The sequence below is a fragment of the Microbacterium sp. 22179 genome (assembly GCF_052045715.1).
In the GTDB taxonomy this organism is placed as follows: domain Bacteria; phylum Actinomycetota; class Actinomycetes; order Actinomycetales; family Microbacteriaceae; genus Microbacterium; species Microbacterium galbinum.
In genome coordinates this window covers 444,496-464,925 of the sequence record NZ_JBQEPJ010000001.1, presented here as the reverse complement: position 1 = coordinate 464,925, position 20,430 = coordinate 444,496, and the positions used below count along the sequence as shown (strand labels likewise).

Below are 20,430 nucleotides of genomic sequence, written 5' to 3'. Positions count from 1 at the left end.
ACATTCGCCACCGCAGACGAAGGGAGACGCGATGTCGCACGCCCGCTCCGATCGCAGCGCGGCCTCGCGCGTGTTCCTCGTCCTGCTGGTGTCCGCCGTCGTCATCGGCGCCCTGGTGGCGCTGTTCCTGGTCGTCGAGGCGCAGCGCGCCACGCGGGCGGAGGCCGAGCGGGTGACCGCGTCCACCGCCGTCGCGCTCGCCGCGTCACCGCTCGTCTCGTCATCGCTCGCGGACGCGGACCGGGAGCGCGCGACGCGCACGCTCGAACCGTACGCCCTGGAGGTCGTCGACGCCGCGGAGCTCGACTTCATCACGATCATGACGACCACCGGCATCCGCGTGACCCATCCCGATCTCGATGAGATCGGGAAGCCCTATCTCGGCACCATCCCCGATCGTCCGGCGCCTCTCACCGAGGAATTCACCGGCACACTGGGCCCCTCGGTCCGCACCATCGTCCCGGTGACGGGCACGGACGGGACTCTCCTCGGCTGGGTGGCCGCCGGCGTCACGACAGAGACCATCAGCGAAACGCTGCTGCGACGCCTGCCCCTCTCCCTCGGCATCACCGCCGCCCTCGTGGCGGCCGGGGCACTCGGCGCCTGGGCGGCACGGCGGATCACTCGACGGATCGCCGGGGACCTGCCCCCGGGCCAGGTGAGAGACGCCGTGTCGTCCTACGAGTCGATCCGTACCCTCGGCGACGCGCTGCGCGCTCAGACACATGAGCACGGCAACCGCATGCATACCGCTGTCGCGCTTCTCGAACTGGGGCGCATCGACGAGGCCATCGAGATCCTCACCGAGACCTCGCGGCAGAGCCAGTCGCTGGTGGACCAGGTCACCGCCCGCCGGCACGGCGACCCCACCGTCGGAGCACTGCTGCTCGGCAAGGCCTCCCAGGCGAAGGAGCGCGGAATCGACTGGCGCATGACCATCGCGCCCGACACTCCGCCGACGCCGCTGTCGCCCGTCGACAGCGTGTCGCTCCTGGGCAACCTGATCGACAACGCGATGGATGCCGTGACGGATGCCGACGACAGGTGGGTGTCGGTCACACTGCGTTGCTCGCCGAGCGACGGGATCGAGCTCGACGTGGCCGACAGCGGCCCCGGTGTCCCCGCTTCGCTGCGCGACGAGATCTTCGCCTCCGGATTCTCGACGAAGGAAGCGGGCGCCGCAGGGCGAGGGGTCGGGTTGGCGCTCGTGCGCGCTCTCGTGCTCGATGCCGGTGGTCGGATCGAGGTCCGCGACGATCCGACCACCTTCCACGTGACCCTTCCGGCTGCGCGCGGGCGGGGCAGGCGATGATCCGTGTGCTGCTCGTCGACGATGACGCCCTCACGCTCGAGCTGCATCGGAACTACATCGACCGGCTCGACGGATTCGTCGTCGCCGGGGAGTGCACCGGAGCACGCGCCGCGGTGCAGGCGATCCTGGACCGCGCGAACGGCGACGGATTCGACCTCGTGCTCCTCGACGTGACGATGCCCGACGGCTCCGGACTCGATGTGCTGCGCACCCTCCGCGCCCGCTCCGCCGCCGTCGACGTGATCGCGATCACCGCGGTGCGAGACGCCGAGACGGTCCGTCAGATGGCGGCGCTCGGTGTCTTCCAGTACCTCGTCAAACCGTTCTCGTTCTCCGTCTTCCAGGAGCGACTGGTGCAGTACCGCGCGCATCGCACGCAGGCGCGGGCGACGGACGGAGAAGCGACCCAGGCCGAGATCGACGCGCTGCTGGGGAGGTCGACCGGGAGCATTCCCCTGCCGAAGGGCCTCTCACCCTCCTCTCTGGATCGGGTGACGGCCGCGCTGCGGCGCAGCGGACCGCTCTCGGCGAGCGAGGCTGCGGCCGAGCTGGGGATGTCGCGCGTCGCCGCTCGGAGGTACCTCGAACACCTCGCCGCTGAGGGCCTCGCCGACCGCGGGGCACGCTATGGCGCCCGCGGTCGCCCGGAGACCGAGTACGCGTGGCGACGAGGCGACGGAACCTGAGCCCACGCGTGCACCGGCTGCCGTGCATGCGGGGCGCTCAGCGCGGAAGACGTCCGTGGTGGAGGAGGCCATCCGGGTCGAACCGCTCCCGCACCGCACGCAGGCGTGCGAGCGCCTCGCCGGTCGCCGCCCCGGCGAGCGTCTGCCCGGGCGCGAGGAAGGTGGGAACCGTGCGCTCGGCGGATGCCGGGGTGACGATCTCGCGGAAACGCGCGAGGCTCGCCTCACCGGGCTGAACCGGAGCGCCCGGGAACAGCGGAGCGAGCGCGTACACGAGCCATCCGGCCGATTCGAGACCGGCGAATCCCGCGCGCCGCGGTGTTGCCAGCGCCCCTCCGAGCATGCGGAACTCGATTCCGATCACCGGCCACTGGTCATCGTGCAGATGGAACGAGAGAAGCGCATCGATCGTTTCGTCGTCGAGACTGGCCAGCGCCGCCGAGGCGCCACGGCTCGGCGTGGGCTCGGTCGGTTCCCCCGATTGCGCAGCGATGGTGACGGGAGAGGTCTCCCCCACCGCCTCTTGCTGCACGGGCGCGACGCTCCGTACGCGCTCGAGCAGATCATCGGCCGGGCCCGCGGTCGAGATGAGCTGCACCGTCACGAAGCTCTTGCCGCGAATCGCTTCGGGCAGCTGCGGCGCGTCGGGCATGCGGGTCGACGTGACCGACGCGTTCAGCGTCGGCGGTGCGATCGGGGCCAGGTCGCGCACACCGCGGAGGACCGCCTCGGCATCCGCGACGTCGAAGACCAGCGTCGCGCCCCAGACGGCAGGGGCGGGCACCAGATCGATCTCGAGCGCGGTGACGATGCCGACGACCCCGCCCGCGCCGCGCAGTGCCCACATGAGATCGGGGTCGCTCCCGTCGTCGACGCGCTCGTGGCGCCCGTCGGTGCGCAGCACCCATGCGGCACGCAGGTTGTCCGACCCGAGACCCGCCGTGCGGCTGAACAGGGAATGACCGCCGCCGAGCGTGTAACCGGCCACGGTGACGACCGGACTGCTCCCCGCCGGAGCGACCCATCCCGAGCCCTCGAGCGCCTCGATCACGCGCCCCCACCGCACACCGGCACCGACGACGGCGATCCCCGCAGCCATATCGATGTCGAGCATGTCGAAGTCGGCCATGCGCACCAGGATCGCCCCGGTCACATCGCTCCCCGCCCCGTGACCGCCGGGCTGCACCGCGAGGGCCATCCCGGTCTCGCGTGCCGCGACGAGCAGCGCCCGGAGATCGTCGACGTCTCGAGGATTCGCCACCAGCGCGGGATGCTGATCGATCGAGAGGTTCCACGGCGCCCGTGCGCCGTCGAAACCGACATCGTCGGGCAGCAGCATCCGCCCCGCGAACGAACGACGGAGGGCGGCGATTGCTTGGGAGGCTGACATGACGCCACCGTACGATGCCCCACGGACATTCTCGATGGCGTCATGCCCTGTACTCACTCGCCGGCGAGGCCTCCGAGCATGTGCCCGAACGAGCGTCCCTCGCCGAGGTAGGTCGCGGGATCGAACGGATCGGTCGCGACAGCCGCCTCCCGGCGCGCGATGACGTCGGCCAGCTCGCGCGCCCCCTTCTCGACGCGCTTGGCGAGCGGGGCGACGTCGTCACCCGCGCCACCCCAGTCGCTCGACGCCGCGAAGACGCCGGTCGAGACCGCGTCGGCGTGGAGGTAGGCGAAGAGCGGCCGGATGGCGTAGTCGATCGCGAGCGAGTGACGGGCCGTGCCCGCATTCGCACCGATGAGCACCGGCTTTCCCGTGAGCGCGTCGGGGTCGAGCACGTCGATGAACGACTTGAAGAGTCCCGAGTAGCTCGTCGAGAAGATCGGCGTCACCGCGATGAGGGCGTCCGCCGAGACGACCGTGTTGATCGCGGTCTCGAGAGCGGGCGGAGCGAATCCCGTGAGCAGGTTGTTCGTGATGTCGTGCGCGTAGTCGCGCAGCTCGATCACGTCGACCGTCGCGTCGATCTCGCGAGCGGCGAGTTCTTTCACGGTTTCCGCGGCGAGTCGATCCGCGAGCATCCGGGTGGACGACGGGTTCGAGAGCCCGGCCGAGACGACGGCGATGCGACGCGTGGTCATCTCACGCCTCCTTGCGGCCGAGGCCGAACGACGCGCCGGCGGGGGCCGGCGTGTCCTGGTAGGGGCTGTCGCCGGTGAGGTTGTCGCCACGGTTGGCACCCGGGCGGGCCTGGCGGGTGGGTCCGTCGCCGAACTCAGCCTTCACGCGCGCGGCGTGCGTCGGAGCATCCGGCACCGATTCCGGACGGTTCTCCGCCAGCTCCTTGCGCAGAACGGGCACGACCTCGCCACCCAGGATGTCGAGCTGCTCGAGGACGGCCTTGAGCGGGAGACCCGCGTGGTCCATCAGGAACAGCTGACGCTGGTAGTCGCCGTAGTGGTCGCGCATGCCGGCGTAGCGGTCGATGACCTGCTGCGGCGATCCGACCGTGAGCGGCGTCATCTCGGTGAAGTCCTCCATGCTCGGACCGTGACCGTACACCGGTGCATTGTCGAAGTAGGGGCGGAACTGGTTCACCGCGTCCTGTGACTTGGCCGCCATGAAGACCTGTCCGCCGAGACCGACGATCGCCTGCTCGGGCGTGCCGTGGCCGTAGTGGGCGTAGCGCTGACGGTACAGCTCGATCAGGCGCTGGTAGTGCTCCTTGGGCCAGAAGATGTTGTTCGCGAAGAAGCCGTCGCCGTAGTAGGCGGCCTGTTCGGCGATCTCCGGCGTGCGGATCGATCCGTGCCACACGAACGGCGCGATGCCGTCGAGCGGGCGCGGGGTGGAGGTGAAGCCCTGCAGCGGCGTGCGGAACTTGCCCTCCCAGTCGACGACGTCCTCGCGCCACAGCTTGTGCAGCAGCGCGTAGTTCTCGATCGCGAGGGGCAGGCCCTGGCGGATGTCCTGGCCGAACCAGGGGTAGACGGGGCCGGTGTTACCGCGCCCGAGCATGAGGTCCATCCGACCGTCGGACACGTGCTGGAGCATCGCGTACTCCTCGGCGATGCGCACGGGGTCATTGGTCGTGATGAGCGTCGTCGAGGTGGAGACGATGAGGCGCTCGGTCTGCGCCGCGAGGGCGGCGAGGAACGTGGTGGGGCTGGACGACCAGAACGGAGGGTTGTGGTGCTCGCCGACGGCGAAGACGTCGAGGCCGACCTCTTCGGCGTGCTTCGCGATCGCCAGCGTCGCCTTGATGCGCTCCTGCTCGCTCGGCGTCACTCCGGTGGTGGGGTCGCGCGTGATGTCGCTCACCGACATGATGCCGAACTGCATCGCGGGTGCCCCTGACTGCTCGCTCATGATTTCTCTCCAACTTCTCCGAACCCGAAGATTGCATCCGGTTCTATTCACTTGAATGTATATGAGTCAACGCGATCGCACCAACTTTATTCCCGGCGGTAGCCTCGGAGCATGAGCACCACCGGAGCGGACTCCACACCGCCGGCGACAGGAACCACTCCGCGCCCCCGACGCCGCGTCCCGTTCTGGGACAACGCACGCTACGCCTGCATCGTGCTGGTGGTGCTGGGCCACGCGATCCAGCGTCTCATCTACGACTCCGACATCGCGTTCGCCTTCTACCTCGCCCTCTACGCCTTCCACATGCCGGCGTTCGCGATCATCTCGGGATACTTCTCGAAGTCGGGCTCGCCGACCAAGACGCAGATGGCTCGGGTGATCACCGACATCCTCCTGCCGTACGTCATCTTCGAGACGCTCTGGACGCTCACGAAGTGGCTCGTCGAGGGCCAGGCGAACCCCAACCCGACGCAGCCGTCCTGGACGCTCTGGTTCCTCCTCGCCCTCGGGATCTTCCGCCTCGTCCTCCCCTACCTCGCGCTGCTGCGCTGGCCGCTGCTCTGGACCGTCGCGATCTCGATCGGCGTGGGCTACCTCCCCAACATCGACAGCACCTTCTCGCTCTCGCGCACGCTCGGCCTCCTCCCCTTCTTCACTCTCGGCTGGTGGCTGCGCGAGCGGGATGTCGTGGCCCGCCTGCGCCTGCTCGACTTCCGCCCCTGGTGGATCCGAGTCGTCGCGGTCGCCGTGCTCGCTGGCACCGGGTGGGCGGCCTGGAACTGGCTCCCGTTCTGGCAGGAGTTCGATCTGCGCCACTGGCTCTTCTACGAGGACTCCTACGCCGACCTCGGGCTCGGCGGCGAGCAGTGGTGGGCCGGCGGTGTGCGCATCGCGCTGATGCTGCTCGCGGTGCTGCTGTGCGCGGCGTTCTTCGCGCTGATCCCCCGCGGCACGTACTGGTGGACCACGTTCGGCCAGTACACGATGTACGTCTTCCTTCTGCACTCCTTCGTTCTCTACCCGTTCCGCGAGTCCGGCATCCTGCGCGACCTCGAACCCACCTGGATCTGGCTGCCGCTCGTCACAGTGCTCTCGGTCGTCGTCGCACTCGCGCTCGCCACGAAGCCCGTCCGACGGGTGTTCCGTCCCCTCGTCGAGCCGCGACCGAAGTGGCTCTTCCGCGACCCCGAGCTGACCTCCCGCGAGGGACGGCGCAACGACCCGACCGGCTCGCGACGGCCGCGATAGCCTGGACGACGTGACCCGAGCCTCGACCCTCCGCGACCGCATCGTCGATGAGATCGAGACCGACGGGTTCGGCGCCCTCGGTCTGCACGTCCTCATCGGCGACGAGACCGCCGAGCATCGCTGGGCGCCCGACGAGCGGATCGACATCCAGTCGGTCGCCAAGGGCGTGTGCGTGCTCGCCGCAGGCATCGCCGCCGACGAGGGGTTGATCTCCGTCGACGCACCCGTGGCGGCTTCCCTTCCCGGCTGGGAGCTCGGAGCCGGGGTCGAGCAGGTCACGCTGCGCGACCTGCTCACCATGTCGAGCGGAATCGATCTCCCGTGGTCGGAGACGATGATGACGGACTGGCCGGACCTCGCGGCGGAGTTCCTCCGCCGACCGACGCCCGGACGCGCCTTCCAGTACTCGAACGCGAGCACGTACACGGCGATGCGCGTGCTCGCCGAGCACGTGGGCGACGTGCACGCCTACCTCGAACCGCGCCTGTTCGCGCCGCTCGGCATCGTCGACACGCAGTGGGAGCGCTGCCCGAACGGTCGGATCGTCGCGGGCGGCGGACTCTTCCTGCGCACCGAGGAGATGGCCCGGATCGGACGCCTCATCCGCGATCGTGGAGAGTGGCAGGGGCACCGCCTGCTCGACGCGCACTGGATCGACCGGATGCATTCCGAGTGGGTCGCATGTGGCCAGAACCCCGGCTACGAGAGGTATGCCCTGGCCGGGTGGGACGGTCCGGGCGCGGGATGGCGCCTGCACGGCGCCCACGGGCAGCTGGTGATCTTCGCCGGCGACGCCGTCGTCACGATCACCGCCCAGGATCATTTCGGGGCGGATGCCGTCACCGCCGCGATCATGCGCATGATCGCGGAGTGAACCGATCCGCCGCCCGGGCGGCGGATCAGGCGAAGAGCTCCGCCCCGATGTACGACCCCGCGGTCGCCCCGCGCGGGATCGCCCAGATCCCCGAGCCGACGTGGCGCAGGTACTCGTTCATGAGGTCGGTCGACAACCGGCGCTGCAACGTGATGAACTGCGCGGGGTCGCGCTGGTACGACAGGAAGAAGAGCCCGGCGTCCAGCCGCCCGAGGTCGTTGTTCCCGTCGACGTAGTTGTACCCGCGCCGCAGGATCCGGATGCCGCCGTTCTGCTCGGGGTGGGCGAGTCGCACGTGCGCGTTGGCGTCGATCGCGGAGCCGGTGAAGTCGGGCTCGGTGAGTTCGGTGCCCCCGGAGAGCGGCGCACCCTCCCCCTTGTCCCGTCCGATGATCATGTCCTGCTCCGACAGCCGCACGCGATCCCAGGTCTCGATGAGCATCGCGATCTTGCGGGCGACGAGGTAGGACCCGCCCGCCATCCAGGCCGGTTCGTCGGAGTCCGCGACCCAGACGTGGGCGTCGAGCGCGGCGGTGTCGTCGGCGAGGATGTTCGCGGTGCCGTCCTTGAACCCGAAGAGATTGCGCGGAGTGGCCTGCGCCGCTGTCGTGCGCGACGTCTTGCCGAAGCCCAGTTGCGACCAGCGCAGACGCGCGCGGCCGAAGGCGATGCGGCTGAGGTTGCGGATGGCGTGCACGGCCACCTGGGGATCGTCGGCGCAGGCCTGGATGCAGAGGTCCCCGTGCGACGCCTGCGGGTCGAGGTCGTCGCCGAGGAAGGCCGGCAGCCGTTCGAGAGCGGCGGGACGGGACGCGGCGATCCCGTACCGGTCGCCGTCCTCGTTCTCGAACAGACCGGGACCGAAGCCGATCGTGATCGTGAGCCCGGAAGCAGGGAGGCCCTGCGCCTCGCCGGTATCGTCCGGCGGCTCCTCCGCCGACCCGCCGACCGCTCCCGTCGCGCTGACGTCGAGGCCCTGGGTCATGCGCGATGCCGCGTACGTCCAGTCCTGCAGGAGTGAGACGAGATCGTCGCGATCCGTGCGCGGCATCATGTCGAACGACGCGAAGTGCAGGTGATCCTGCACCGGCGTCGCGATCCCCGCCTGATGCTCCCCGAAGAAGTCATAGGCGGCGAGGGCGTCCTCGGCGGCCCGTGCGCGCCCGAGGGCGACGCCGCCGGACAGCCCGGCGCCCGCGCCGACGGCCAGGCCCGCGACTCCCCCGCCGATCGCCAGGCCGAGCAGGCCCCGGCGGCTGAGGCCGGTCGGCGCGGATGCCGCGGCCACCGCCTCGTCGGAGGACGAGTCGGCCGCGGCATCCGCTCCTGTGTCGTTCACGTGCGTGATCGTACCCTTCCGTCGATCCCGGTGCTCAGTCGAGAACCGTGCCGGTGAGCTGCGAGAGCGGCTCGGCGAGCGCGTTGATGAGGTCGGTGAACTCGCGCTTGTCGGCATCCGTGAGTTCGGAGTACCCGACGAAGCCGTCGGTCAGCGAGCCGTGCGCCGCGAGCGATTCCTCGAGCGCCGCGTAGCCGGACTCGATCTCCGCGACGAGCGCAGCCCCGTCGTCGCCCTGCGCCTCGGCGAAGTCCTGCACCAGCGAGAACGCCATCTTCGATCCCTCGACGTTCGCGGCGAAGTCGTAGAGGTCGGTGCCCGACCACCAGTCCTCCTCGCCGGAGATCTTGCCAGTCGCGACCTCGTCGAGCAGCGCGATGGCGCCGTTGGAGATTCCGCCGATCCCCTGATCGTCGAGCGTCTCGGTGAAGTCGTCGGAGTGCACGTAGTCGTACAGCTCCTGCACGTCGGCGAGCAGCAGGTCGCCGAAGTCGGCGCGCTCCTCGGTCGTCGACGGCGCCCAATCCTGCCAGGCCGGCGTCTCGCCGTCCGCGTTCAAGGCGTCCTGCGCGGGAACCCAGAGGTCCTTCTCGATGCGGTGGAAGCCCGTCCAGTCGAGCCCCTCGGCCACGGCGTCGACTTCGCGGTAGTCGATGCGCGGGTCGAGGTCGCCCAGCGCCTCGGCGACCGGCTCGATGCGCTCGTAGAAGGCGCGCGTGAGGGGGAAGAGGCTCCGAGCGGTGTCGTCATCGCCCGCCTCGTATGCCGCGACGAGGTCCTCGACCGCAGGAACGAGCTGGCCGACCTGGTCCTTCACGAAGGCGGCGTAGAGGTCGACGGCCTGCTGCTTCTGCTCGGCGTCGGGACCGTCGACCGTGACGCGCTCACCGGTGACGGTGAACGCCGACTTGCCGACGCCCTCGCCGATCATCCCGGGCTTGCAGAGCGTGAAGTAGTCGCCCGGCTGCGCCACGACGGTCAGGGTGCGCGAGGCGGAGGGCGCGATGTTCTCGACCTCGCCGACGATCCGCAGCCCGTCGTCGGCGAGCAGGTAGAACTCCGAGACCTGACCGCTGTCGTTGGTGACCTCGAACGTCAGGGTGCCGCTCTCGGCCGTGGTGCCCGATACCGAGCAGGCGCTGTCGGTCGATGAGACGTCGAAGGCCGCGCCGGCGGCGACATCGCTCTTCGCGACGCAGCCGCTGAGCACGAGCGCGGCCGCGCCCGTCGCGGCGACGGCGCCGAGGATCCGGTGGGAGGTGGTCATGCTGCTCCTTGCTGTGTGGGTGAGGAAACCGATGCGTCCGCGGCGTTCGACGAGGCGAGCGGAGCGGATGCCGAGGGACGAGGCGAGCGGAGACCGCGCACGAAGAGGAAGCCGACGACCGCGATGTAGACGGCCCAGGCGGTCACCTGCAGCCAGGTCATCCGCGGCATGAACCCGACGGTGGCCTGCAGGATGGCGGCCCAGGCGCTGTCGGGAGCGATCGCCGACGTCACGTCGAACGCCCACCCGAACGGGAACGCCTGCCAGCCGACGGCCACGGCTCCGGTCACCGCATCGATGGGGGCGGCGGCAGTGAAGGGTCCGGGCAGTGCCCCGGCCTCCTGCAGATCCATGAACGCGTAGGCGAGAACGCCTCCGGCGACGATCACCAGGAAGCCGCCGGTCCAGGCGAAGAAGCGCCGCAGGTCGAGGCGCACGGCACCGCGCGCGATCAGGGCACCGATCACCACCGCGGTGGCGAGCCCGAGGAGTGCTCCGAGCAGAGCGGAGGGCGCGTCGCCGAACGACTGCACCATCGACCACAGGAGCAGGGTGGTCTCGATCCCCTCGCGGGCGACCGAGACGAAGCCGATCGCGACGAGGGCCCACAGCCCGCCCTGCGTGAGCGCACGGTCGATGCCGCCCTCGAGCGTGGCCTTCATCGTGCGCCCGGCCTTCTGCATCCAGAAAATCATCCACGTCACCATGGCGACCGCGAGCAACGAGAGCAGCCCGCCGATCAGCTCCTGCGCCACGAAGGTGAGCTCGTACGCCCCGAAGGTCAGGACGGCGCCGATGCCGAGGGCGAGGGCGACCGCGAGCCCGACGCCGACCCACAGCCGCGGCAGCACGTCACGCCGACCGAGGCGTCCGAGGTAGGCGACGAGGATGCCGACGACGAGGGCGGCTTCCAGGCCTTCACGGAGGCCGATGAGGAAAGTGGCGAGCACGGAGGGATCTCTCTGCAGAATATTACTGAGGTAAGGCATCCCTTACCTACGAGACTTTAGCACCACGGTAATCCTCCGCAACACACACCCGTCCCGGCGCGGCGGCGACGTACTCTCGTGCCATGGCTGAACTCTCGCTCCCGATCCTCGACCTCTCCCAGCTCGACGAGGGACCCGCGGCCGCCGCGCGCTTCCGCGAGGACCTGCGCGCCGCCACGCACGATGTCGGGTTCTTCTACCTCACCGGCACGGGCATCTCCCCCGCCCTCGAGGCACGCCTGCACCGGGCCGCGCTGGACTTCTTCGCGCTGCCCGAGGCCGACAAGTTGGCGATCGAGAACGTCAACAGCCCGCACTTCCGCGGGTACACGCGCATCGGTGGAGAGCGGACGCAGGGCAAGGTCGACTGGCGCGAGCAGATCGACATCGGCCCCGAGCGCGACGCGATCGACGGCGGCCCGGCGTTCAACCGCCTCATCGGACCGAACCTCTGGCCCGCCGCGCAGCCCGAGCTGCAGGAGATCGTCGCCGAGTGGCACGCGACGCTCTCGGAGGTCGCGCGCAAGCTCCTGCGCGCGTGGGCCGAGACCCTCGGTGCGGACTCGTCGTACTTCGACGAGCACTTCGGCGAACCCTCCACCCTGATCAAGATCGTCCGCTACCCGGGCACGCATGAGCCGGAACCCCAGCAGGGCGTCGGTGCGCACAAGGACTCCGGTGTGCTCACGCTGCTGTGGGTCGAGCCCGGCAAGGGCGGATTGCAGGTCGAGCGCGACGGCGAGTGGGTCGACGCTCCCCCGGTGCCCGGAGCCTTCGTCGTGAACATCGGCGAGCTCCTCGAGTACGCGACCGGCGGCTATCTCAAGGCCACCAATCACCGCGTCGTCTCTCCGCAGGCGCCGAACGAGCGCATCTCGATCCCGTTCTTCTTCAACCCCGCGCTCGACAAGCGGTTGCCGCTGATCGAGCTCCCCGCCGATCTCGCCGCCGAGGCCACGGGGGTGACCGAGGATCCGAGCAACCCGATCCACGCTCTCTACGGCGAGAACGCGCTCAAGTCGCGGCTGCGCGCACACCCCGACGTCGCGGCGATCCATCATGCCGACCTCGTGGGCGCCGACGCCTGACCCTCACAGCGACGCGCCGCCGCCGAGTGCGACGATCTCCCGCAACGCCTGGAGATGACCGGCGAAGGCTTCCCGCCCTTCGCCGGTCGAGCGCACCCACGTTCGCTGCCTGCTCCCCAGACTCGCCTTGCGCACCGTGACGTAACCTGCGGCGTGCAGGTGGCTGATCGACTTGCTCAGCGGCGAATCGGCGCACTGCAGGATCTCGCGCAGCGTCGCGAAGTCGAGTTCGATTCCCTCACCCAGCGTCGCCATCAGTGAGAACCGGAGCGGCGACGCGAAGTTGTCATCGAGTCGCGTGCGCGGATGGGCTGACCGGTCAGCCACGCACACCACGCCCCGGCACGAACGTCAATCCGACGAAGAGCAGCACGACGCCGCATCCGGCGATCACACCTGCCGTCGCTCCGCCCTCCGCGCGCCCGACGTCGAAGATCGTCAGCCCGACCAGAAGGATGAAGCCGATCGCGAGACCCACCTCGTGCGGCCACCGCCAGAGCGCACCGATGGCGGGAAGACCGAGATCGGTCGCACCGGCGCAGAACCAGGCGAGCACGCACAGGGCGAGCAGCAGCAGGAGCACGCTCGCGAGGACGCCCGCCGGGGCGACGGAGAGCATCAGGAGCGCTCCGAGAACGACACCGACGCCGAGCGTGCCGACACGGGCACCCCTCGGTAGAGGCACGCGGGGTACGTCCGGTCCGGGCGGGTCGCTCGACGCGCGCGCCAGTCGCACGGCCCCGTACCCGCCGAAGACGAGGAGGACGAGTGCGCCGGGGAGCACCGTCACCCACCACGGAACGTCGGGCACGAAAACGGCGAACCCGAAGGCGACGAGTGCAAGGACCATCGCGGCTGCACCGGAGACCACCAACGGCCACTGCCCGCGGGTGAAACGCCACTGCAGTCCGCTGCGCTGAGCGGAGCCGCTGAAGATCTGACCGTAGACGAGGAAGGCGAACAGAAGGGCCTGCGCTCCGTTGTCCGCCGGCCGGCGAAGTGCGATCACGCTGGCCACGAGGAAGGCAGCCGTGACCACCGCACTGACGATCTGCAACCACGCGAGCGCCCGCCGATCGACGGCGCGCTGCCGACGACCGGTCACCGCTCGCGCCTCCTCGAGATACCGCCGGGCAGTCTCCGCATCGGGCGGAACGAGCGCCTCCTGGCCCGCGACGGGCTTCTGGTCCATGATTCGACCTCCTCCGCTTTCCACGGGGAAAGCTTCTTACTTTCCTACGGGAAAGCGGGAGCGAGATCAACCCTCCCCGGGAAATGACGAAGGCCGCCCCACACCTGGGGCGGCCTTCTCAAGAATGTTTTGCGCGATTGTACGCTGGCGTACTCTGCCTTATCGGCGAAGACCCAGGCGAGCGATCAGCGAGCGGTAACGCTCGATGTCGACGCTCTGGAGGTAGCCGAGGAGACGACGGCGCTGACCGACGAGCAGGAACAGACCACGACGCGAGTGGTGGTCGTGCTTGTGCTCCTTCAGGTGCTCGGTGAGGTCCTTGATGCGCTGCGTCAGCATTGCGGCCTGCACCTCGGGGGATCCGGTGTCACCGGGGTGCGTCGCGTACTCTTCGATGATCGCCTTCTTGACGTCTGCTTCGAGTGCCATAGATTCGATCCCCTTTCAGCTTGTTGCGCGGCGCCCGACGCCTGATGCGAGGGCTCTCTTTATCCGCGGCCGATCAAACGGCAACCTGAAGAGTCTACCAGCCCCAGCCCCCTGCCGACGACCGCGATCCGCGCCCACCCGTTGCCCCTCGGATACGCTCGACAGGTGCAGCACGGCCAGGCATCGCGATGAGCGGATCACGCGGACATCTCATCGACCTCTCCCCTCTGAAGGCGAGCCCCGCGTTCGCTCGGATGTGGATCGGATCTGCCCTCGCCGGCATCGGCGGGCAGCTGACACTCGTCACCGTGATGCTGCACGTGTTCAGCCTCACCGGCAGCACCTTCGCGGTCTCGATGATTGCGGTCGCAGGGCTCGTCCCGATGGTCCTCGCCGGACTCTACGGCGGCATGCTCGCCGACGCGTTCGACCGACGACGCGTCGCACTCATCGCCGCGACGGTCACCTTCGCGTCCACAGCGCTGCTCGCCGCGCTGACGTGGACCGGCTCGGAAACGATCTGGTGGCTCTACGCCCTGAGCATGATCACCGCGGCCGCGAACTCGGTCGGCATGGCGACCCGCACCGCCATCGTTCCGCGCCTGATCCCGCGCGACCTGCTCGCGCCGGCATCCGCTCTGAACGGGATCTCGATGGGTCTCACCGTCATGGCGGGCCCAGCCCTCGCCGGGATCCTGGTCGCCCTGACCGGGTACGGATGGACCTACACGATCGACGTCGTCCTCATGCTGTCGATGTTCCTCGGACTCTGGACCCTGCCCGCACTCCGCCCCGAAGGCGACATCGTGCGCCCCGGACTGGCCTCCCTCGTCGATGGCTGGCGATTCCTCCGACGGGCCGGCAACATCCGCATGCAGTACATCGTCGACATCATCGCGATGACCTTCGGCCAGCCGCTCGTGCTCTTCCCCGCCCTCGGCACTATCCTGCTCGGCGGTGGCGCCGTGACGACCGGGCTTCTCACCGCCGCCGTCGCACTGGGCACCTTCGCCTCGAGCCTGTTCTCCGGCCGCGTGGTGCAGTACCGCTGGCACGGACGCGGCATCGCCCGAGCCGTCCAGGCGTACGGCGCGTCGATCCTGGCGTTCGGGATCGTCCTGCTCACGGGCGCCTTCCTCCCGCCGGCTTCCGAGGCCGCACCGAACATCGCCCTCATCGTCGTGGCGTGCATCGCGCTCGCGTTCTCCGGAGCGGCCGACAACGTGAGCTCGATCTACCGCAACACCATGATGCAGGCGGCGGTGCCCGATGCCATGCGCGGCCGCCTCCAGGGCGTCTTCATCGTCGTCGTGGCGGGCGGGCCCCGGGTCGGCGCGCTGTACGCAGGCACCCTCTCGACGTTCACAGCGCTCTGGTTCCCGCCCGTGCTGGGCGGGGTGATCGTGATCGCGCTGGTCGCCATCCTGATGCGGCGCAGCGCGCGCTTCCGCGACTACGACGCAGAGAACCCCGAGCCGTGAACGGCCCGGGGTCCTCATCGCACGCGGATCAGTCCTGCTGCAGTGCAGCCTGCAGGTCGAGGTTGATCGTGACGTCCTTGCCGACGAGCACGCCGCCGGTCTCGAGGGCGGCGTTCCACGTCAGGCCGAAGTCCTCGCGGTTGATGACGGCCTTGGCCGATGCGCCGGCCTTGTAGTTGCCCCACGGGTCGGAACCGAAGCCACCGAAGTCGACCTCGAAGCTGACGGGCTTGGTGATGCCGCGGATGGTGAGGTCACCGTCGACGTACAGCTCGCCGTTCTCGGCACGGGCACCGGTGGAGACGAAGTCCATGGTCGGGAAGTTCTCGGTGTCGAAGAAGTCGGCCGAACGCAGGTGCTGGTCGCGACCCTCGTCCTTCGTGTCGACGGACGAGACGTCGACGCTCGCCTCGACCGTGGTCTCGAGCGGGTTCTCGGGAGCGGTCAGCGTCGCGCTCTTCACGCCGAAGGTGCCGCGCACCTTCGAGATCATCATGTGACGGACGCTGAAGGTGACCTCGCTGTGGGAGGGGTCGAGGACGTAGGTGCCGGGGCGGTAGCCGGGGATGTCGATGCTGGTCATGGGATCTCCTTGGGACGTGGGGGCCGCTCGAATGGCGACAGGAAAGGGAACCGTGCTCTCGAAAGATATATTCCCATGAATAAGAATCTCCTGAGTGCAACGGAAGACGCCCCGCCCGCGAACGGGACGAGGCGTCTTCGTGAACGTCGTGGGATCAGCCGACGGCGACGAGGTCGATGATGAAGATCAGCGACTTGCCGGAGAGGAAGTGTCCTCCCCCGGCCGGTCCGTAGGCGAGGTGCGGCGGGATGGTGAGCTCGCGACGGCCGCCGACCTTCATGCCGGGGATGCCGTCCTGCCAGCCCTGGATCAGGCCGCGCAGGGGGAACTGGATGGTCTCACCGCGGCCCCACGAGGAGTCGAACTCCTCGCCGGACTCGAACTCGACACCGGCGTAGTGCACGGTGACGGTGTCGCCGGGCTTGGCCTCGGTGCCGTCACCCTCGATGATGTCGCGGATGACCAGCTCTGCGGGGGCAGGACCGGTGGGGGCGTCGAACTCGGGCTTCGTACGATCAGTCATGACTCCATCCAACCCGAGTGGACGCCGACCGGTCAACGCGACCGCACCTGCTCACAGCGAACACCCGACGAAGTCGCCCTTGACACTCCCGGGAGGCGGGTGCACCCTGGTTTCAAGCCAACTCAGCGCCCGGGAGACATGCAGGCATCGCCGCAGCACCGGGCGCTGAGTCTGTTCGGGGCGGGGTCCCACCCCGGGTCGCTCAGTACGCGAGCAGCGCGGCGCGCGTCGCGCGGGTGCGGATGAGGAGCGCGCGCTCGTCGTCCGACGCGAGCGGATCCCGTCCGGTGATCGCCCGCTGGCGGACGGATGCCAGTGTCGTCGCGTCCTTGATGAACTCGCGCATCAGGGGTCGACGATCTCCGCGCAACCGCGCCGCCCAGGCCATCCCGACCTTGCGCCCCGCCGGTGTCGCGAGCATCGTGACCTCCTCGGGAGTGAACCACCCCGCTGCCGCGTAGTCGCTCAGACGCGCCTTCGTCAGTCGTGCCTCCTCCCGGCGCAACGCGACGATGCCGATGATGAACCCGGCGAACAGCGGGACCTGCAGCGTGAAATACAGCAGGAAGAAGTCGGCGTAGGTCGCGGATCCGTTCCACAGTGCGTGCAGCAGGATCGCGCCCAGCAGGCCGAGGAGCCCCGCGCCGAGGGCCGCCCATGCCGAGGAGTGACGGCGTGCTGCGAGTCCGATCGCGAGTCCCGTCAGTGACGTGAACATCGCATGGGCGAACGGCGAGAGGAGCGCGCGCACGACGAAGGTCACCGAGAGCTGCTCTCCCCCGCCCTCGATCAGGCTGATCGCGAAGTACTGGATGTTCTCGGTGAACGCGAACCCCGCGCCGACGAGCGCGCCGTAGACGACGCCGTCGATCGGACCGTCGAACGCGCGACGTGCCACGAGGAAGATGAGGAAGACGCCGAATCCCTTCCAGAACTCCTCGACGATGGGGGCCTGCACGACCGCGGCCAGCTCCTCCGAGCGGAACCCGAAGGCGAAGGTGAGCGCGAGATCGACCAGCAGTGTGAGGCCGACCGCGGCGACGGCACCCCACGCGATCGCGAAGATCACGAGACTCTTGGGCTCGGGCTCCCATCGATCGATCAGTCTCACGCCGAGGAACACGATCGCGAGTGGGATGAGCGCGAGCACCAGCCCGATGACGGATGCCGAGGGCCCGAGTGCCACGACGAAGTACCCGATCAGCGCCAGGAGGAGCAGCCCGAGGAATCCGAAGAGCCAGATCGATACGCTGCGCCCCTTGCGCGTCGGCACGGGGAGCGCCGGCAGCCCCTCGGCGGGAGAGGGCGCGGCCGGAGCGGGCGGAGTGTACGGCGTCGGCTGCGCGAGAGCCGAGGCATACGCCGGCTGCTGCGAGAACTGCCGGGGCGTGTAGGCCGACTGCGCGTACTGCTGCTGCGAGAACTGGGGGGCCGGGGGCTGCTGCGGGGCGGGAGGCTGCTGCACGGCTGGAGGCTGCTGCGGGGCCGGCGGCTGGGTGTACGGCGACGGCTGCTGCGGCTGGGACGGTCCTCCGAAACTCATAGCCACGAGCATAGGGGCCACAGCGGTGCCGGTAGCGGTATACCGGACGCCTCCGCGGACAGGGCGCAGCCACCGGGTAGCGTAGAGGCATGCGGTTCGCTCATCTGCGCCGTCCGGATTCCCCCTCTGCGGTTCTCGCCGTGGTGGAAGACGCCGACGCCATCCTCGTCTCCGACCTCCTCACCGACGCTCCGGCGACGCTGCAGCAGCTCATCGAACGCGGGGACACCGCACTCGACCTGCTCCGCTCTGCCCTCGCCGACGGCGCCGCGCCTCGGCATCCGCTCACCGATTGGTCGTTCGCCTCGGCGGTTCTGGCGCCCCCGGCCGTGCTGGCCGTGGGACTGAACTACGCGGCCCACTCGAGCGAGCTGGGTCTCAAGACCGACGCCGCACCGACCGTCTTCACCCTGTGGCCGAACTCGCTGACGGGTCACCAGCAGACGACCTCCTGGCCCCGCGCCCTCAGCGAAGCGGTCGACTACGAGGCGGAGCTCGGTGTTCTGATCGGCACCCCGGCGAAGAACGTCGCGGCGAGCGACGCACTCTCCCACGTCTGGGGCTATACGGTCGTCAACGACATCACCGCGCGGAACATCCAGTTCGCGGAGGCGCAGTGGTCGCGTTGCAAGTCCTTCGACGGCTTCACTCCGACGGGGCCCTTCGCGGTCACCGCCGACGAGATCGCCGACCCGCAGGATCTGCACATCTGGACCGTCGTCGACGGTCACACCGTGCAGGACGCGACGACCGGCCAGATGGTGCGCTCGGTCGCGACGCTCATCGCGCACCTCTCGCAGTCGCTCACGCTGCTGCCCGGCACGCTCATCTCCACCGGCAGCCCGGGCGGTGCCGGCTACTCCCGCGATCCGCAGATCTTCCTCCGCGACCGTTCGACCGTCACCGTCGGCATCGACGGCATCGGCGAACTCACGACGCACTGCCGCATCCTCGACTGATCGTCGTCGGGACGCGGAATCGAAGAAGGGCGGATGCCGAAGCATCCGCCCTTCTTCCGTGTCCGCTCAGATCTCGATGAGATCGTCGGTCGGGATGATCGGGATCGCGGCCGTGACGGCCTCGAGTCCGGACAGACGCGCGGGCGACAGCTGCTTGGTGACCTCTTCCCGCGACATGAGGCCGGCCTCGACGACAAGGTCGGCGACGCTCCGGTTGGTGAGCAGAGCGGTCTTCGCGAGCGCTGCCGCGGCCGCGTACCCGATGAAGGGGGTGAGCGCCGTGATCACGCCGACCGAGGCACCCACCATGGTCCCGAGGCGGTCGCGGTTGGCCGTGATGCCGTCGACGCAGTTCACCCGCAGGGTCCACATCGCCTGGCGCATCCAGGTGATCGACTGGAAGATCGAGTGCGCGATCACCGGCTCGAAGGCATTGAGCTGGAGCTGCCCGCCCTCGACCGCCATCGTCACCGTCATGTCCGCGCCCACGACGGCGAAGGCGACCTGGTTGACGACCTCGGGGATCACGGGGTTGACCTTGCCCGGCATGATGCTCGAGCCCGCCTGGCGGGCGGGGAGGTTGATCTCGCCGAAACCGGCCTGCGGCCCCGACGAGAGCAGGCGCAGGTCGTTGCAGATCTTCGAGAGCTTGATGGCGTTGCGCTTGAGCGACGATGAGAACGACATGAACGCACCGGTGTCGCTCGTCGACTCGACGAGGTCGGTGGCGGTCTCGAGGTCGAGGCCGGTGATCTCACGCAGGTGCTTGAGGACGGCGGGCGCGTAGTCGGAATGGGTCGTGATGCCGGTGCCGATCGCCGTCGCGCCCATGTTGATCTCGAACATGAGCGAGGCGTTTTCGGTGAGCCGGCTGTGATCCTCGCCGAGGGTCGTCGCGAAACCGTGGAACTCCTGGCCGAGCGTCATCGGCACGGCGTCCTGCAACTGCGTGCGTCCGACCTTCAGTACGTCGTGGAACTCCCCCGACTTCGCCAGGAACGATCGGCGCAGCAGGTCGAGCTCCTCGAGCAGCGCCCGCAGGGTCAGCGACAGGCCGATCTTCACGGCGGTCGGGTACACGTCGTTGGTGGACTGGCTGCGGTTGGTGTGGTCGATCGGCGAGAGGAACGCGTAGTCGCCCTTCTCGTGTCCCGCCATCTCGAGCGCGATGTTGGTGATGACCTCGTTCGCGTTCATGTTCGTCGAGGTGCCGGCACCGCCCTGGATCACCCCGACCGTGAACTGGTCGTGGAACTCGCCGTCGATGACGCGCTGGGCCGCGCGGTCGATCAGATCCGCCCGCTCCGGATCGAGCACTCCGATCTCGCGATTCGCGCGGGCACTCGCCTGCTTGACCATCGCGAGGGCGCGAACGAGATCCGGGTAGACCGAGATCGGGCGCTTCGTGATCGGGAAGTTCTCGTCGGCGCGGGCGGTGTGGATGCCCCAATACGCGTCGGCGGGAATCTCCATGCTCCCGAGGGAGTCGGTCTCAGTACGGGTCAGGGTCGGCGCGGCAGATGCCATGTCACATCCTTGTGGGTCGTGGCGAATGAGTGGAGTGGGGGATGACTCCAGTCTACGCCCGCGCCTTCGCCGCG

At 69.1% G+C, this 20,430-nt stretch carries 20 protein-coding genes; 7 read left to right on the top strand and 13 right to left on the bottom strand.

Going from position 1 to position 20,430, the window contains the following annotated elements; all coding sequences use genetic code 11:
- The first annotated feature begins 31 nt into the window (after positions 1–31).
- Both ACTJKK_RS02140 and ACTJKK_RS02135 read left to right on the top strand, forming a co-directional pair.
- On the top strand, positions 32–1,312 hold the full coding sequence (locus tag ACTJKK_RS02140) for an ATP-binding protein (RefSeq protein WP_440746837.1): 1,281 nt from the start codon (positions 32–34) through the stop codon (positions 1,310–1,312).
- Positions 1,309–1,998 carry a response regulator gene (locus ACTJKK_RS02135; protein WP_440746836.1) on the top strand — a complete coding sequence of 230 codons (690 nt, stop codon included), beginning with the start codon at positions 1,309–1,311 and terminating at the stop codon, positions 1,996–1,998. Before ACTJKK_RS02140 ends, ACTJKK_RS02135 begins: the two co-directional genes overlap by 4 nt.
- Positions 1,999–2,035: 37 nt before the next feature.
- On the opposite strand, the gene ACTJKK_RS02130 is transcribed toward ACTJKK_RS02135, so the two are convergent.
- Genes ACTJKK_RS02130 through ACTJKK_RS02120 form a run of 3 tightly spaced genes read right to left on the bottom strand, consistent with a single transcriptional unit; the run spans position 2,036 to position 5,314 of the window.
- Positions 2,036–3,388, bottom strand: coding sequence for an FAD-binding oxidoreductase (locus tag ACTJKK_RS02130; RefSeq protein ID WP_440746835.1), 1,353 nt, complete (start codon positions 3,386–3,388; stop codon positions 2,036–2,038).
- Between the two features lie 53 nt (positions 3,389–3,441).
- Positions 3,442–4,086 carry an FMN reductase gene (locus ACTJKK_RS02125; RefSeq protein WP_247632393.1) on the bottom strand — a complete coding sequence of 215 codons (645 nt, stop codon included), beginning with the start codon at positions 4,084–4,086 and terminating at the stop codon, positions 3,442–3,444.
- Between the two features lies 1 nt (position 4,087).
- A complete protein-coding gene (locus ACTJKK_RS02120; protein ID WP_440746834.1) occupies positions 4,088–5,314 on the bottom strand; it encodes an LLM class flavin-dependent oxidoreductase in 1,227 nt (408 codons plus the stop codon).
- A 111-nt stretch (positions 5,315–5,425) separates the two neighbouring features.
- Between ACTJKK_RS02120 and ACTJKK_RS02115 the strand changes: the two genes are divergently transcribed.
- The gene (locus ACTJKK_RS02115) at positions 5,426–6,562 is read left to right on the top strand and encodes an acyltransferase family protein (protein ID WP_440746833.1); all 1,137 of its coding nucleotides are present in this window, start codon (positions 5,426–5,428) and stop codon (positions 6,560–6,562) included.
- Between the two features lie 10 nt (positions 6,563–6,572).
- Positions 6,573–7,436, top strand: coding sequence for a serine hydrolase domain-containing protein (locus ACTJKK_RS02110; RefSeq protein WP_440746832.1), 864 nt, complete (start codon positions 6,573–6,575; stop codon positions 7,434–7,436).
- A gap of 25 nt (positions 7,437–7,461) precedes the next feature.
- Here the strand turns inward: ACTJKK_RS02110 and efeB are convergent, their stop codons facing one another.
- Genes efeB through efeU form a run of 3 tightly spaced genes read right to left on the bottom strand, consistent with a single transcriptional unit; the run spans position 7,462 to position 10,992 of the window.
- Positions 7,462–8,775, bottom strand: coding sequence for an iron uptake transporter deferrochelatase/peroxidase subunit (gene efeB / locus ACTJKK_RS02105; protein ID WP_440746831.1), 1,314 nt, complete (start codon positions 8,773–8,775; stop codon positions 7,462–7,464).
- Positions 8,776–8,809: 34 nt separating this feature from the next.
- The gene (gene efeO / locus ACTJKK_RS02100) at positions 8,810–10,042 is read right to left on the bottom strand and encodes an iron uptake system protein EfeO (protein WP_440746830.1); all 1,233 of its coding nucleotides are present in this window, start codon (positions 10,040–10,042) and stop codon (positions 8,810–8,812) included.
- A complete protein-coding gene (efeU, locus tag ACTJKK_RS02095) occupies positions 10,039–10,992 on the bottom strand; it encodes an iron uptake transporter permease EfeU (RefSeq protein ID WP_440746829.1) in 954 nt (317 codons plus the stop codon). The genes efeO and efeU overlap by 4 nt, the downstream gene beginning before the upstream one ends.
- 122 nt (positions 10,993–11,114) lie before the next feature.
- On the opposite strand from efeU, the gene ACTJKK_RS02090 reads away from it, so the two are divergent.
- Positions 11,115–12,119 carry an isopenicillin N synthase family dioxygenase gene (locus ACTJKK_RS02090; RefSeq protein WP_247632399.1) on the top strand — a complete coding sequence of 335 codons (1,005 nt, stop codon included), beginning with the start codon at positions 11,115–11,117 and terminating at the stop codon, positions 12,117–12,119.
- Positions 12,120–12,122: 3 nt separating this feature from the next.
- Here ACTJKK_RS02090 and ACTJKK_RS02085 read toward each other — a convergent pair whose 3' ends face one another.
- The 3 genes from ACTJKK_RS02085 to rpsO form a co-directional block, all read right to left on the bottom strand.
- Positions 12,123–12,446 (bottom strand): transcriptional regulator, encoded by a 324-nt coding sequence (locus tag ACTJKK_RS02085; protein WP_440746828.1) that lies wholly within the window; start codon positions 12,444–12,446, stop codon positions 12,123–12,125.
- Entirely contained in the window at positions 12,439–13,311 is an 873-nt protein-coding gene (locus tag ACTJKK_RS02080; RefSeq protein ID WP_440746827.1) for a hypothetical protein, read from the bottom strand. Before ACTJKK_RS02080 ends, ACTJKK_RS02085 begins: the two co-directional genes overlap by 8 nt.
- Before the next feature lie 159 nt (positions 13,312–13,470).
- On the bottom strand, positions 13,471–13,740 hold the full coding sequence (rpsO, locus tag ACTJKK_RS02075) for a 30S ribosomal protein S15 (protein WP_017203073.1): 270 nt from the start codon (positions 13,738–13,740) through the stop codon (positions 13,471–13,473).
- 188 nt (positions 13,741–13,928) lie between these two features.
- Between rpsO and ACTJKK_RS02070 the strand changes: the two genes are divergently transcribed.
- Positions 13,929–15,221 (top strand): MFS transporter, encoded by a 1,293-nt coding sequence (locus tag ACTJKK_RS02070; RefSeq protein ID WP_440746826.1) that lies wholly within the window; start codon positions 13,929–13,931, stop codon positions 15,219–15,221.
- Between the two features lie 28 nt (positions 15,222–15,249).
- Here ACTJKK_RS02070 and ACTJKK_RS02065 read toward each other — a convergent pair whose 3' ends face one another.
- The 3 genes from ACTJKK_RS02065 to ACTJKK_RS02055 form a co-directional block, all read right to left on the bottom strand.
- Entirely contained in the window at positions 15,250–15,804 is a 555-nt protein-coding gene (locus tag ACTJKK_RS02065) for a YceI family protein (RefSeq protein WP_247632403.1), read from the bottom strand.
- 154 nt (positions 15,805–15,958) lie between these two features.
- A complete protein-coding gene (locus tag ACTJKK_RS02060) occupies positions 15,959–16,327 on the bottom strand; it encodes an FKBP-type peptidyl-prolyl cis-trans isomerase (RefSeq protein WP_247622738.1) in 369 nt (122 codons plus the stop codon).
- A 202-nt stretch (positions 16,328–16,529) separates the two neighbouring features.
- Positions 16,530–17,870, bottom strand: coding sequence for a PrsW family intramembrane metalloprotease (locus tag ACTJKK_RS02055; RefSeq protein ID WP_440746825.1), 1,341 nt, complete (start codon positions 17,868–17,870; stop codon positions 16,530–16,532).
- Between the two features lie 89 nt (positions 17,871–17,959).
- Between ACTJKK_RS02055 and ACTJKK_RS02050 the strand changes: the two genes are divergently transcribed.
- Positions 17,960–18,829: a fumarylacetoacetate hydrolase family protein gene (locus ACTJKK_RS02050; RefSeq protein WP_440746824.1), complete on the top strand. Its 870-nt coding sequence runs from the start codon at positions 17,960–17,962 to the stop codon at positions 18,827–18,829.
- 66 nt (positions 18,830–18,895) lie between these two features.
- Here the strand turns inward: ACTJKK_RS02050 and ACTJKK_RS02045 are convergent, their stop codons facing one another.
- A complete protein-coding gene (locus ACTJKK_RS02045) occupies positions 18,896–20,356 on the bottom strand; it encodes an aspartate ammonia-lyase (RefSeq protein ID WP_247622741.1) in 1,461 nt (486 codons plus the stop codon).
- Between the last annotated feature and the right edge of the window lie 74 nt (positions 20,357–20,430).